Here is a 13,214-nt window from a genome sequence, read left to right as displayed (position 1 = left end):
GTCGGCGGAAAGGAGCTATCTCATGTCTTCCACAACTGGTCTTGCCATCACAGGTGTGAGCAAGGTTTTCAAGTCCGCCGGACGCACCGTTCAGGCTCTCGAGAACATCTCGCTGTCATTGTCCGCAGGCAAGGTGGGCGTGCTGCTGGGGCCTTCGGGTTGCGGCAAGTCCACGTTGCTGCGCATGGTGGCGGGGCTTGAGAAGCCGTCGGAAGGCAACATACAGCTGAACGGCCGGGCGGTTTCCCAGCCCGGCCGGGATCGAGGCATGGTATTCCAGGACTACACCTCGTTCCCCTGGCTGTCCGTGCGGGAAAACGTAGCCTACGGCCTTAAAATCAACGGCGATCGCAGTGCGTTGAATGAGGGCACCGTTGATCACTTCATTCAGGCTGTCGGTCTCGAAAAATTCGCCAGTTCCTATCCTCACCAGCTCTCCGGCGGTATGCGCCAGCGCGTGGCCATTGCCCGTACTTTGGCCAACTATCCCGAATTACTGTTGATGGATGAACCCTTTGGCGCCCTGGATCCGGAAACCCGCTGGCAAATGCAGGATCTTCTGTTAAACGTGGTGCGCAAGGAACGAAATACCGTGTTGATCGTAACCCATGATATTGAGGAGGCGCTGTACCTGGGGGACGTGGTGTACTTCCTGTCACGCCACCCCGGCCGCCTGAAAGAAACGATCCACACGGATTTCAAAGCCAATTTGCCCGCAAACCACCGTGAAGCCTTCCTCCAATCAGACGATTATCGACACCTCGAAATTCACATTCGGCGTCTGATGCGTGAGGAAGGGCGGGATGTTGCCTGACCGGAAGGTCTTGCCCTATTTGCCGGTTCTTTTGCCGTCGAGGGAGCAGTAAACGTCAATCCCTCTTCTTGAAACATCCCGAAAGGTATATCGTTGTCCTGTATAGCCAGGTGGGCACCCATGATTGCGATAGCTCGATTTCGCGACGCATTGCTTTAAGATTGGCCAGAACGTCAGATGTATCACAGCAGTTGTCGTCTGAGTCGTATACCCGATTATGTGCGAGCCTTGCCAGATCCAGATCAGTTGTTCCGGGCAGCCGGTGTTCACAACGGCAGGTGAAATATTCAGGGTTCATACCCTTGACCTCTTTATTCTGGTTCAGGGTAGCAAAATGCTCAGACAACTCAGCTAGCGCTACTGCTGCACCGTGGGTAAATACTGGCTCGCCCCTTGGCCCCTCTGGCTCATACCCTGTACAGACCGATCTCACGATCGACAAAAAGCATTCGCGCTGATACTCCCAATACGCGGGTGATATATGGCGGCCAACACGATAAACGCTTTGATTATTGCGTATTTTTCCGTCGAACAGACCAGTGTTATGAACGATAAACGGTTCTGAAACAGGGTTTTCGAGATCAGTCCATGTAATTCGGACGCCGAAACTTTTACCGACGGGCGCAACCAAAACCGTTCCCGGCAAACCCACAAGAATGTCCTGCAGAGTGAACCCGGGAACCGGAAAAACACCGTTGGCTGCATTGATTCCTGCAACGGACTCAATGTAAGTCTTGAACCGATGATTGGCCTCATCGGATGCGTCCAGGGCGAGTGGTAAATGATTTACCAGTTCTTTGTAATTACTGGCACCCTGACTGGCGGCCAGGGCGCTGCTGATTTGGATGGTTGAAGCACTGATATTATATGAATCAAGCTCCCGTTTAATTTCACAGATAAACTCGTCGTGGTTGTGGTGGGCGATGGACGGCATGATAAAACTCCTTATTGCTGACGTTATGCCAGCTTAAAAGTGGATCGTCCTGTTCTGTCGTCGTTAAAGTGACTATTTTCGACACTTTCACGTCATGAAAGGTTTTTAAGAGCATTGAAGAGTCAGTGTGCCCCCGACGAAAATCGTGACCGGCCCTCCAATAGGCAATACTGTTTGAATTGTGTTGCCAGGGTATTCAAAATGCATAGATATATTGCTGGGCGCCGGGTAAGCTCTGGCGCTTGATGTTGAGGCCGAAGTACGATCGTAATGCGGTCGAAGACAACCTTTTGAACTAAGTCCGGTTTGAGATAAAGGATCAAGTGGATCAATGGCAATTCAGTTTTGTGATGAGATTGAGAAGAGAGGTCGGTTTAAAGGATGGAGGGTATCCGTTGACATCCGGGGGAAGCGTTACCGGAAGAGCTTCAGTCTGGAAAAAATGTCGAATAGTATCCCTGACGATGTCTGGTATCGGTATCAACATACCAAGGCCCGCTATCATGAGGCCAAGCTGCTTGCCAGGGCCGCAGCGACCCAGTATGTCGATTTCATCAATAGCGAACATCGGGGAACCAAGCCCTGTCGTGGGGTAGGCTTTCACGGCCTCACTCTGGGTATTGGAAAACTGAAACGCGATCAGGATTATCAGTGCTATTTTTCGGTGAATGTCTCGGGGCGTCCCCACCGGGTCCCGGTAACTCAGTCACGTAATCTCACAGAAAGCTGGCAAAAAGCGGTGGCCCTCTGGGGACGCCTGCATGGGATTCGACAGAAAGATATTGATACTAAGATGAAGGCCGTTCCGGCACCCGAGCGTTTCAAGGAGTTGAGACAGTACATGAATGCAAACGAGGGTAAGAGCATACCTGTCGATGTACTGCATCATGTGTTTGCCGAGAAGCGCCTCGAGCTGGAAAAGCAGAAGAATCTGAGAAAAGTCGAAGTTCAGTTTTCTGATCAGGATCTCATAGAGTTTCAGAATTCATTGAAGCAGGAAATTCAGAGTTACCGAGCGTCTCGATAGTCATGAACTGTAAACGATGGAGAGCGCGAGAGATCTGATTTGCCCGGTCCTTCATTTATACGAGAAGGACCAGGCCATCAGTCCAGATTATTGGGTCATGGAGACAGGTCGTGGTGTTCCGTCAGTGCTGGGCGGCAATTCCGGGTATTTAATTTCCGGGACTTTGCCGGTCAGGGTTTTCAGGAATGCAACGATGGCGTCGACCTCGTCTCCCGCCAATTCCGCACCCAGCTGTGCGGTTCCCATCACAGCAACGGCTTCTTCAAGGCTCCATACTGCGCCTGAGTGGAAATAGGGCGCCGTCAGTTCGATGTTCCTCAGCGGAGCGGCTCTGAACACATACTCGTCTGAGGCTGTTGCGGTCACTGCGAAACGGCCCTTGTCGCCCTCAGGAAGAATCTCCGCCCCGGGTTTCGTTACCAGACCAAAGGGGAAGTAATTCTGGCCACCGAGATTAACGCCGGAGTGGCAAGAGGCGCAGCCTTTGTCCATGAATAATGCTAATCCCTCTTGTTCATGGTCGCTCAGTGCCGCGGTGTCACCACGCAGAAACCTGTCGAACGGAGCGTCGGGAGTGATCAGCGTTGCCTCGAAAGCTTCAATAGCCGTAGCCATGTTATCGAAAGTAACGGGATCATTCTGTCCCGGGAATGCATCCTCGAACTTACTCACGTATTCAGGCATGCTTTTCAACGTGGCCACAACGCGCTGAGGCGTACTGCTCATTTCAACACCAGCCTGCACAGGGCCTTTTGCCTGTTCAGCAAGGTCGGCGGCTCTGCCATCCCAGAACTGGGCGGCGTTGAATACAGCGTTAAATACCGTTGGTGAGTTGCGGGGGCCTTTCTGCCAGCCGTGGCCAATGGAAGTTGGGAGGTAGTCATGGCCCCCCATACCAACATTGTGACAGGTGTTGCAGCTAATCAGGTGGCTTGAAGAGAGGCGCGGTTCGAAGAACAGCATTTTCCCCAGCTCAACTTTCGCCTGGGTCAGCTCGTTACCATCAATCACGGGTGGGTACTTGGGAACGGCGCTGAACATGGACAAGGCTCGGTCCTGCAGTTCACTGCCGGTAGCTGTTGGCGCGAGTGCAATAAGTCCCACTCCGGCTGCAATGCCCAGTAAGTGTTTAATCATTTGGTTTCTCCTCTGGTTAAACCCTGACAACATTATTAATGTAATAATATCAGTGGTCTGGCCGAGGAGTACGCAAATTTAATACAAATCGAAAAGAAAGTTGACGGTGATCAAATTCGTCAGAGGCTCGGGGCAAATGCTGGTATAAACAGCTTGTCTTGGTTCTGAGTGTTAACCTGGAAAAACTGAAACATTGCTCTTGACGGCCTTTGCGTCGCCAGTAATCAACTGGTCAACAAGAATTGAGAGAAAGTCAGCCAGTTCCATGGGCTTGTAGGCGAAATAGCCCTGCACGAAACTGGCTCTGTGTTCGGCAACAATATCCCATTGTTGTTGATTCTCTATACCTTCAACAACGGTGCTTACGCCCATCTGATGCGCGATATCCAGGATGCCCTTCAGGAACTGGCTTCTGGCGGGACTGTTTTCGATCTCATTCACGAACGACCGATCAACTTTCAGTTTGTCAATTCGGAGGTGCTGCAAATACTCGAGTGATGAGTATCCCGTGCCAAAATCGTCCAGCGCTATGGAGACTCCCATTGCCCGGCACTGCTCTATGACCGGTATGGTTCTGTCAAAATCTAGTGAGGCGTTATCCTCGGTGATCTCAAGGCAGATATGACCGGGCTCCACTCCCGCAGCAACTATGGTGTCCTTGAGAATTTCGGGCAAGGACTCATTGATTAGCGAAGGGTTGAGATTCAGGGACAGAAATCCCTGGAATCTTAGTACAGAGAAAAGTTGGGACGCCTCGTTACCAACTTTTTGGAATAACCACGCACCAAACTTGCTTCCCAGTCCATGGCGTTCGCAGATATCGACAATTACATTGGGCGGTACGAAGGTCTCATTATCCAGTTTTGCCCGCAGAAGCACCTCTGCACCGGCAACTGTTTTCTGCTTGTCGATCTGGACAATCGGTTGATAAACCAAGGATAGGCTGATCTTCGTCGGTTCACCTCGGAAAAAACGTACCAATTCACCAAGAACCTCTGCCCTGAAGTCGAATTTGGACAGCAACTCATTGTCAATAATGCAGAAATTATGGTCATTTAACAAAGAGTGGTTCAGTGCTCTCAGTGCGTTTTGATGCCTTATTTGCCAGGGTCGGCTCACTTCCTCGTCAGGTTCCCCGGGATCGGCCCCCGCTACGAAACGGATAGGTACAGAGGTATTAGCTATTTCCCAGTCAAATGATGAGCATGCGATGACTTCGCTCGTTACGTATTCTGGTGCTTTCCGACAATCCCGCTTGACAATAACAAAGACGCCATAAGAAAGGTGAATGAGCGTGTCCAAACTCGAGATGCATTCAGAGAGTTTTTTGGCGCAAAGAGCGATAAGCTGGTCTGCCTCTGCCCCCCCGTGTTCGGTCTGTACTTGCTGAAAGTCTCGGATTTCGCAGACTATAACGAGGTCCTGCTCACTGACTGAGCCTTTCTTTTCCAGATAGTGACGGTTGGCCAGGCCGGTCAGTGGGTCTTTCCGGAACTGCCGCCTCAGATAAAGGATGGCGAACACGAAATACACAAACCCTGCGGCAAGGAGGATCAGAAGCACGGTGCGCATTTCGGCGAGCTGTTCAAGATCCTTGTCGAATTGCTCTGTAAGGTTCCCGGTTTCTCCTCCAACCATATTTTCGATAACAAGTGCGTTTATGTCCTTGTGCAGAGCTCGCCAGTCAGCTTTCAGTAACTGGAGAGACCGTTCGTCGTACTCTCCATTCGAGACTCTTGAGACAACGGCGTCCAGTGTTTTGAATTGTGAAAATAGGCTTTCGATTCTGGTGACGTTGTCGTTCACGCTCCGAACAGCATAGGATTCTGTGCTGGTGAGCAGATAGTCAAAACGACTCCAAAGGATGTCGTAACGAACGTAAAGCATTTCTGGCTTGGCAAGCCGGGTACTCATCAGTACCAGTTGCCGGTCAAAGGAGCGTGCCTCATCACGAAGCTGTGTCAGGCTCCAGGAGGCAAGCCGGATCCCTGACAAGGTAACGTCTTTTCGGTCCTTCGCCTCCATATAATTTGCGGCGGTGACGATTAACAGAAAGCAGGTGAGAACGAATACCGAGAAAGTAATCCGGTGTGAAAATAAACGATGGAACAGCGTTGACCGGGCCCAGGAAACCATAGGGTCAATCTCCGACTTTGATTCGGGACAACTGCCAGACAAGCAATCTGTGGTACTGCTCGTTATCCAGTTCAGGGCGGTCGGACAGGGGAAGGATGAGCCAGTACGGTCCGCGATCCCGGATTGACAGTCGGATACCGTCCTTGCGAGTGGCTATGATCGCGTCAGCTTCGCTCAGAACGTCAAGTGTGGTCTGGACGAAATAATCATTGAGCGCCGACAATGTAATCGGATTTTTCCCTTCAGGCTCCTTTCCTGTCGCATGGATAAGCACATCCTCTAACAGTGGCCCGCTAAAACGAACCTGCCCTTCAAAATACGGCGATCCCGTAGCAACAGAGTGTTGGGGGAGTGCGTCCAGTGCTGTATGAGAGATAGTTAAGTGGCGGGCACTGTCGCCATGCACAATCTCAAGCGGAATCGACTCATCAGGATGAACAGAAGCCGAAAAGAGCAAAATTATCGCGACTGAGGTAGTCCAAAGTACCCATGACAGGTTATTAGGATGGCTCAACACCTTTATAGCTCCCCGTAAAAACTTCAATCCGAATAGTAAACAAAGACAATACTTAATGCTACGCATGAAGTTTACCTTATCAGGATAAAAGATAGCAGGCTTGTTTTCCGTATTTTGTATTTCACAGTTTTTTGCATATCTGAAAATGCTGCGCGAATCGCCACAAACTCTGACCAGAGCGAGGATGCCTGAAGACAGAGAATTTGATGGATAGTCAAACTCTTTGGTGTCGATTGAAAGCAAAATGTTGACATAATTTCATCAAAGTACTAAAAACGGATATATTATGGATATCGAGTAGTGAAGCAATACGTGGGATCGAGACGATGATGTTTCAGGAGTTTAAAAGTTGTAACGGGTCCTTGGGGTTGGGGCGATCCGGAAGTCCGTCCGATCCCATCAGAGGGATGCCTCTAACAGGGCGCGACAATCGTCTGCGGGGGTATGTTTTCGACTTGAGCACTTCATGTGGTGTCGATGGCGGCTTTTGCCTGGGGATGTCGGACGAACAGGATTCCGAGTGCGTAGAATTCCTGGCATCCAGGATTGGGCGAATTGGTTCATCCGTATACCGGTCGAGTGCGAAGGATCCCGTGGCATCGGATGAGTTGGATGCTAGCCGGGGCGATTCCGTTATTTTCAGGACCGAAGCGGTGGCTCTTTGCAGCGAAGGCATTCAGCAGCAACTAGTGCAGACCGCTGAGCTTTTGCTGAAGGTGGGTGTAAGGGTATTCGTTGCCTTTTCAGAGCCTTCCTCGAGCGACGCTGGGTTTCTGAGAAGTTTTAGGGCGGCTCTTTACGTTCTGGAAGATCAGGGCATTGAGGTATTTTTTGTCGGCACCCTTAGTCAGAAACTCGGCAGAAATTTGCGAAGTGTTCTTGAGCGCAGCGTATCGGGTTTGATGGTTTCTCCAAGAGCCCTGGGACTTGGTGACAAGTACGGAGCCTACAACCCTGTCAAGTTTGAAACCGGAGTAAAAATGCTCAGTGAAGCCATTCATGAACATCGAAAGGTGGTGGTAATGGAGGATGTCAAAACAACCTGGCAACGGGACGTTTTACAAGGGATTCCCTTTCACGCCTTCAGTGGCAGCATCTCCGGATCGCAAGTCATCGTCTAGTCAATGCATGCATAACAGTCTACAGGCAGGGAAGAATCGTATGCGGGGAATTTGGGGGACGGTGGTATGAAGCTCATCAAAGGCGGCAAGCCGTTGGCAGGGACGAACGTCATTACTGGGGACTTTTCGCTTTCCAGTAACCCGCTTTTCTATGCTCGTACTTTCTATGAATTGCCTTTGCCAGGCCTTGTCATTGAGGCCTTCGGAGAGTTTCGCATTACTGACGCGAACAGGTTGGCGATTGAAGAGCTTTCAATGAGCCCATTGAAAATCATCGGCGAAAAGTTCGACGAGGTTTTCGATTCAAGCCTAACAATGCCTGCTTTGATAGGTTTGGCTGACGTACCTGCCGAACTGAAAAACAATAACCCGATTAAGGGCGTGAGTCTCGCCCCAGCTGAAGCTGGTAAAACATTCGAATTGTTTGGCATAAACAGCATGGATGCCAAGGGTGCCTGCTACCTCATACTGCTTTTCAGGTCCCTTCCGGCCGCGTCGCGCGACCAGGAAAGTTCTGTCTCCCGGCCGCTGACGGATGCGGTGACCGGACTTCCCAATACACTCGGAGCCGAAAGAAAGCTTGAAGTCCTGTGCCACAGCCTCTCCCGGAGGTCCAGGGACCTTGCAGTGGCGCTTTTCTCACTTGATGGATGGCGAAAGGAATCAGCGAACTTTCCGAGCGATCTCGCTGATGACCTTATCTCATCAATGGCCCTTCGTCTCAGGCCCTGGATTGAAGATGGGGTTTTCGTTTCCCGTTATCGCAGCGATGAGTTTCTGGTCATTCTGAATGGCAGAGATGACTTCAGAGAAGTTTTCCGTGGTGTGTACGAAGCATTGACCGATGAATTCGTCGTGCATGGCTTTTCGTTTACCTTTTCTGTAAATGCCGGGGTTTATGTGAGAGATATCTGGGATTCACTTCGTGCGGAAGACTTGTTGGCCAAGGCACGAAAAGCCGCTCTGAGAGCCAAGCTGGAAGGCAGTAATCGGTTTGTTGTTTACAGCGATAAGATGGAACAGCCTGCAGGTAATACTCAAAAAGTCGAAGAAGTTGTTGATGCCTTTAGGCGAGGCGAGTTCAGCCTGAACTTTCAGCCAGTGATTAGCTTTTCTACTGGTGACGTTGGCTTTGCTGAAGGTTTGTTGCGGTGGGCGCATCCCGAGAAAGGTGTGCAGAGGCCGATTGAATTTCTTGAGTATATTCAGGAAATGTCGGTTTACGACGAAGTTGGCTTATGGGTGCTTGACCTTGCGCTATCAACCATTGAAGGGTGGGCGAGCCGAGAGATGGATATCCGGCTGTGTATTAACATCGGTGCCCGTCAATTGGCTGATGAAATATTCTTCAAGCGAGCCGTTTCAGTGCTATCGAATTTCGAACCAACTGTCGTAAGTCGGCTTAGTATTGATGTCATTAACCTGAGTAAGTTGCCGGACATAAATTCACTAGCCCAACCGATGAGGACACTTGGCAGCAAGGGTATCAGGTTTTCAATAGACGACTTTGGTGCGGGAGATACTAGGCTGTTCAATGCGACGCGATTGCCAATCGAGAGCATTAAGATCAGCCAGAGTTACGTCTCCAATCTGGAAGACGATCTCGGGAGCATGTTTATCGTTCAGAACATAGTCGAGTTTGCCTCTCAGAATGGCGTTAGCGTCTATGCAAAAGGTGTCGAAAGCGCAAAACAGTTCAATCTGCTTAAGGCGCTTGGATGTGCAGGAGCTCAAGGCTATGCCATTTCGAAGCCTCTTTCCGAGCCGGACTTCATCCATTATCTGCAAAGATATGTGCCAAGCCAGGTTGCTGAATTGGATGCAGGATTGACAGATGAGCAGAGCGCAGAGGTCTTTTCTTTCGCATTAACCGAACATAAAACCCTGTTGAAAGAAATGCTCACGCAGACTATCCACCAGAAGAAAACTCTTAATCACCAAAGAGGCAATCTCGAAGCGTTTTTGGAATCAATGTCCGAAGTGGAAAATAACATAGCGGATTCGCCCGAGAAGCGGGTTCAACTTGAACTTATCAAACGGTCGGTTCGAAGGCTGATTGAGGGAATGCCTGCAGGCAATGAAGAGAGTGGTAATGCTGTCTCGGTTGATGTACGCGAGGTGGTATTGATGCTGAGCGAATTGATTGTTGCCGTCAGCGAGATGGCGGATTAGTGGCGGGCCGGTAATGTTTGCTCGAAAAGGCGGCGATTCTCTGGTGCTGGCCATTTTCGGTCTGGTCGTTTTTCTAGGCTGTGTAGCTCTTTATGGTTTATTGGTTGCACACCGTTACGGCTTTGTCGTTATTCTGTTGTTTTTGACGGTTGTTGCGTCTGCGCTGATAAACGTGTCTCTGAATAAAGTGACGCCAAATGATGGCGGGCTGGTTCGTGGTAACGGGTTTCAGTCTCAAGGCGGTAAGCAAATCGCAGGTGTTGGCCGTGATTTCGGGGGCGACATCGATAGAAAAATCATTCTCTGTTATCAAGATTCCACTCAGAATTCTTCAGCGATCCATGCCCTTAGCGTCCCGGTCGAGCCTGGTGACCATTTGAGTCTCATTGTGAGGGAGGGACACCAAGGGATCTTAATCAAGAGATCCTGAGCCAGAAAGCCATTCAGGGTGAACGGCTTTCTGTCAGCACCTCTTTATACCTGTCGTAAATGCATCAAACAGCCTGTTTTTCATCTCCAAAGAATTGAGACTGCAGGTGTTCAAAACGTTGTTCCAGGGTGCGTAGGCGCTTACGGTGTGCCGCTTCACTCAGGATGTCTTCAAGGTCTTCAGGTGTGAGTCCCTCAAGCACATTCAGTATTTCCATTTTGACATCGCCTTCCTGTCCGGAAGTAGTTTCAATGGGAGTAACGTGCTTCTCGCGTTCCCTGTCTCGCATCATTTGCCCTTCACCGTACAAGAGCCAGTCAAGTGATGCGCCACGGGATTTCGCACACTCTACGCACAGAGCGTAGGGAATGGCAGAGCGCTGACGCCACGAGCTCAGGGTTTGAGGGCTGATATCCAGTGCCCTGGCCAACTCTGCGTCTTTTTCAACGCCATAGATAGTTTTCATCCTTGAGAGAACTGTTTTAACTCCGGTGTCATTCTGAGTCACGGGTAGGCCCCTCGAAAAGAATTAGAATAATTGACAGATGCCAATCCGATGTACTAACTTTGCGTATATTGGTACTCGGCTTTGCATGTCCTGATATGCAGTATAGTCAAATCTAGGCATGAAAATCAAAACTGCGTCACACTTTAGTCGTAGAGATTAAAAATAGTGAGTCGTAACGTACGTTTCCGAGTAACCCTTGACCTCTGACCGTACTCACTGAGGCTTGATCAATGTTACGCAATAATTTGTCCGACCAGGCCGCCAAGGTATATCAGCCAGCAGCGCCTTTTAGCGAAAAACACGAAAAGAAGCCGCTTGTCGGCAAGAGTATATACAGCCGGCGCGGTGATCTAGTGGGCTATTCGGTGCAGCTTGAGTCGAATCGCAGCCTTTCTTCTCGCGGAGTGAGCGGTGTTGTACGCAACGCTGAGACTTACATTGTTCTTTTAAACAGGATCGTGACAGCGTGTGCCCGTTCAGCGCTGAGCTCCCATACCGGCGGAGAGGTCAGGGGGCTTGGTGTCGAGTCGCGCGTGATCATGGGATTGCAGCCACAGGCGCTCCTGATAGAGCGCTTTACCAGTGCGCTTACCAGAGCGACGGAGGAAGTAAAAAGGCAGGGATTCGGTTTTTGCGTGGCGTTTGACGCTTCCGATCTGGCTTTCATCAGAGACTTCCGGGAATTTCGGCAGGTTCTTTACACGCTTGGCGATCACGGCGTGAAGCTGATCATGCGTAACCCTGTTCTTACGGATCCGGGGTCGGATAATACGCTCGTTGTGGAGAGGGCGGTGTCCGCAGTATCGATTACTCCCGAATGGTTGGGAATCGGCGCCAGCGAAAATTCGTTTGACCATTCCAGGTACTTCGAGCAGGTCACCCGCCTCAGCTCTCTGATCCATGAGGAAGCGAAGATTGTCGTTCTCGAAGGCGTCCAGAATGAATGGCAGGAGTCATTTGTTTCTTCTCTTCCGATTGCTTATTTCAGTCTACGGCAATCAGACGACGATGTTTACGTCTGATTAAGGGATTGCTCTACGCCAGATATGCTCAGTAAGGGCGTGTCAGAAGTGCTGAGAAAATGGAATTCACTATGTCGAAACATCAGGTCGCTCTCTGGCTGTGGCTGGCTACTGCGCTCATTAGTGGAGTTGCCAACGCTGAGTCACTAAACTTGCCGGAAACGAGGTTTGCCGAGTTCAGGACTATTGTCCTTGAGGCATTGAACGCGCAACCAGAGCTCTTTCTCGAGAAGTCCCGCCTGGAAGAACTGGCGCAGCGCCGCACTGAGGTTGCTGCCCAACGCCTGCCTCAGATCCGGTTTGGTTTTGAGAACCGTTCCGACATCGTCTCCGCAGACCGGACGGCCTTTGATAGCGGTAACCGTTTGGATGCCGTTGTCACGGCCTCGCAGCTTTTGTATGACTTCGGTGCCTCGGGGTATAAAGTTGCCGCCGCAGATCTTGAGATTGAAGCCCAGCGGTGGCAACGGAGAGTGATCAGGGAGGAGTTGGTACTTGATCTGATCAGCGCCCATTACGAGGTTGCCCGTAACCAAGCGTTACAATCGCTTGCTTTGACCAACGTCGAAGAGCACAAAGTTCTTGTGGAGCAAGTAGAAGAGAGGGTTCAGGCCGGCGCCGGTTCAAAAGCAGATTTACTGCGGGCGCGCAGCCAGTGGGTGGCCGCTCGAACGGCCCTGACGACAATCAACGGGCAGTTACGAAGTTCCGAAAGAATTTACCATGAGCGATTCCAGATGCGCTCGCAACAATTGTACCGAGTGGCACCTGGGTTTCTGAAGCCTGTTCAGGAGCTGCCCTCTGAGTCTCAGATACTTTCTACCAATCCCCGTTACCAATCCGTCCGGCAAAAAACCGAATCGGCCAAGTTCGCAGCGCTTGGAGCAGCTCGTGACAGTCTGCCCAAACTGTCTCTGGAACTGCAGGGCAGGCGGTTTGATGTTGACGACAGCGACCTCGCAGAAGACGATCTCGCGGTCCTGGTTTCTGTCGATTACCCGCTGTACTCGGGAGGGGCACAGTCAGCGCGCACCAGACAGGCGGCAGCCCGGCAGGCGCAGGGCGAGTACCAGCAACAGGTTCTCCTGCGGGAAATTACTCGGCAGGAGCAGACAGCACGAAACGCCATCACTACTCGCGAAGAGGAGATGGCACTTGCCGCCGAAAGCCTGGCCGCTGACAGGTCGGTACTGGATGCGTACAAAGCCCAGTTCCAGATTGGCCGGCGTTAGTCTCGGTGATGTCCTGGATGCTCAGAGGGACGTATTTGAATCCGGTCGTCGGTTGGTGAACGCATCTTTTGATTACGATCTGGCCAATTACAGCCTCCTTCAGATCCACGGAGAGCTTCTCCCCATTTTTGATGAAGCCAGGGGCACTGAATTACAGGGCTCAG

Annotated in this window: 12 protein-coding genes; 7 read left to right on the top strand and 5 right to left on the bottom strand. The window is 51.0% G+C overall.

Annotated elements, in window-relative coordinates; genetic code table 11:
- The first annotated feature begins 22 nt into the window (after positions 1-22).
- Complete coding sequence (locus tag BM035_RS01960) at positions 23-814, top strand: ABC transporter ATP-binding protein (protein WP_092030070.1); 792 nt, start codon at positions 23-25, stop codon at positions 812-814.
- 55 nt (positions 815-869) lie between these two features.
- Here the strand turns inward: BM035_RS01960 and BM035_RS01955 are convergent, their stop codons facing one another.
- The gene (locus BM035_RS01955) at positions 870-1,748 is read right to left on the bottom strand and encodes a hypothetical protein (protein WP_092030068.1); all 879 of its coding nucleotides are present in this window, start codon (positions 1,746-1,748) and stop codon (positions 870-872) included.
- A gap of 331 nt (positions 1,749-2,079) precedes the next feature.
- Between BM035_RS01955 and BM035_RS01950 the strand changes: the two genes are divergently transcribed.
- Positions 2,080-2,775, top strand: a complete 696-nt coding sequence (locus BM035_RS01950; protein ID WP_092030066.1) for a hypothetical protein — start codon at positions 2,080-2,082, stop codon at positions 2,773-2,775.
- 87 nt (positions 2,776-2,862) lie between these two features.
- On the opposite strand, the gene BM035_RS01945 is transcribed toward BM035_RS01950, so the two are convergent.
- The 3 genes from BM035_RS01945 to BM035_RS01935 form a co-directional block, all read right to left on the bottom strand.
- Entirely contained in the window at positions 2,863-3,912 is a 1,050-nt protein-coding gene (locus BM035_RS01945) for a cytochrome-c peroxidase (protein ID WP_092030064.1), read from the bottom strand.
- Positions 3,913-4,083: 171 nt separating this feature from the next.
- Positions 4,084-6,048 carry an EAL domain-containing protein gene (locus BM035_RS01940; protein ID WP_092030062.1) on the bottom strand — a complete coding sequence of 655 codons (1,965 nt, stop codon included), beginning with the start codon at positions 6,046-6,048 and terminating at the stop codon, positions 4,084-4,086.
- A 4-nt stretch (positions 6,049-6,052) separates the two neighbouring features.
- Complete coding sequence (locus BM035_RS01935; RefSeq protein WP_139216010.1) at positions 6,053-6,808, bottom strand: hypothetical protein; 756 nt, start codon at positions 6,806-6,808, stop codon at positions 6,053-6,055.
- Between the two features lie 350 nt (positions 6,809-7,158).
- Here BM035_RS01935 and BM035_RS01930 point away from each other — a divergent pair, with 350 nt between their 5' ends.
- From BM035_RS01930 to BM035_RS01920, 3 genes are all read left to right on the top strand, one after another.
- A complete protein-coding gene (locus tag BM035_RS01930; RefSeq protein WP_139216009.1) occupies positions 7,159-7,686 on the top strand; it encodes a hypothetical protein in 528 nt (175 codons plus the stop codon).
- A 66-nt stretch (positions 7,687-7,752) separates the two neighbouring features.
- Positions 7,753-9,858, top strand: a complete 2,106-nt coding sequence (locus BM035_RS01925; RefSeq protein WP_092030057.1) for a GGDEF domain-containing phosphodiesterase — start codon at positions 7,753-7,755, stop codon at positions 9,856-9,858.
- A gap of 13 nt (positions 9,859-9,871) precedes the next feature.
- Positions 9,872-10,288, top strand: a complete 417-nt coding sequence (locus BM035_RS01920) for a hypothetical protein (protein ID WP_092030055.1) — start codon at positions 9,872-9,874, stop codon at positions 10,286-10,288.
- 64 nt (positions 10,289-10,352) lie between these two features.
- Here BM035_RS01920 and BM035_RS01915 read toward each other — a convergent pair whose 3' ends face one another.
- The gene (locus BM035_RS01915) at positions 10,353-10,754 is read right to left on the bottom strand and encodes a helix-turn-helix domain-containing protein (protein ID WP_092030052.1); all 402 of its coding nucleotides are present in this window, start codon (positions 10,752-10,754) and stop codon (positions 10,353-10,355) included.
- Between the two features lie 272 nt (positions 10,755-11,026).
- On the opposite strand from BM035_RS01915, the gene BM035_RS01910 reads away from it, so the two are divergent.
- Positions 11,027-11,818: a hypothetical protein gene (locus tag BM035_RS01910; protein ID WP_092030050.1), complete on the top strand. Its 792-nt coding sequence runs from the start codon at positions 11,027-11,029 to the stop codon at positions 11,816-11,818.
- A 71-nt stretch (positions 11,819-11,889) separates the two neighbouring features.
- Positions 11,890-13,050 (top strand): TolC family protein, encoded by a 1,161-nt coding sequence (locus BM035_RS01905; RefSeq protein ID WP_175497324.1) that lies wholly within the window; start codon positions 11,890-11,892, stop codon positions 13,048-13,050.
- The last annotated feature ends 164 nt before the right edge of the window (positions 13,051-13,214 follow it).

Origin of the sequence: Marinobacter sp. DSM 26671 (genome assembly GCF_900112835.1) — a bacterium.
Classification (GTDB): domain Bacteria; phylum Pseudomonadota; class Gammaproteobacteria; order Pseudomonadales; family Oleiphilaceae; genus Marinobacter; species Marinobacter flavimaris.
The sequence above is the reverse complement of the archived record's forward strand: the minus strand, read 5'-3'. Positions and strand labels throughout refer to the sequence as shown.

What these genes read in the sequence shown, in the direction of transcription:
- BM035_RS01920 (WP_092030055.1), top strand. Translation starts at nt 9,872, where the DNA reads ATGTTTGCTCGAAAAGGCGGCGATTCTCTGGTGCTGGCCATTTTCGGT.
- BM035_RS01910 (WP_092030050.1), top strand. Translation starts at nt 11,027, where the DNA reads ATGTTACGCAATAATTTGTCCGACCAGGCCGCCAAGGTATATCAGCCA.
- BM035_RS01955 (WP_092030068.1), bottom strand. Translation starts at nt 1,748, where the DNA reads ATGCCGTCCATCGCCCACCACAACCACGACGAGTTTATCTGTGAAATT.
- BM035_RS01960 (WP_092030070.1), top strand. Translation starts at nt 23, where the DNA reads ATGTCTTCCACAACTGGTCTTGCCATCACAGGTGTGAGCAAGGTTTTC.
- BM035_RS01945 (WP_092030064.1), bottom strand. Translation starts at nt 3,912, where the DNA reads ATGATTAAACACTTACTGGGCATTGCAGCCGGAGTGGGACTTATTGCA.
- BM035_RS01940 (WP_092030062.1), bottom strand. Translation starts at nt 6,048, where the DNA reads ATGGTTTCCTGGGCCCGGTCAACGCTGTTCCATCGTTTATTTTCACAC.
- BM035_RS01915 (WP_092030052.1), bottom strand. Translation starts at nt 10,754, where the DNA reads ATGAAAACTATCTATGGCGTTGAAAAAGACGCAGAGTTGGCCAGGGCA.
- BM035_RS01950 (WP_092030066.1), top strand. Translation starts at nt 2,080, where the DNA reads ATGGCAATTCAGTTTTGTGATGAGATTGAGAAGAGAGGTCGGTTTAAA.
- BM035_RS01925 (WP_092030057.1), top strand. Translation starts at nt 7,753, where the DNA reads ATGAAGCTCATCAAAGGCGGCAAGCCGTTGGCAGGGACGAACGTCATT.
- BM035_RS01905 (WP_175497324.1), top strand. Translation starts at nt 11,890, where the DNA reads ATGTCGAAACATCAGGTCGCTCTCTGGCTGTGGCTGGCTACTGCGCTC.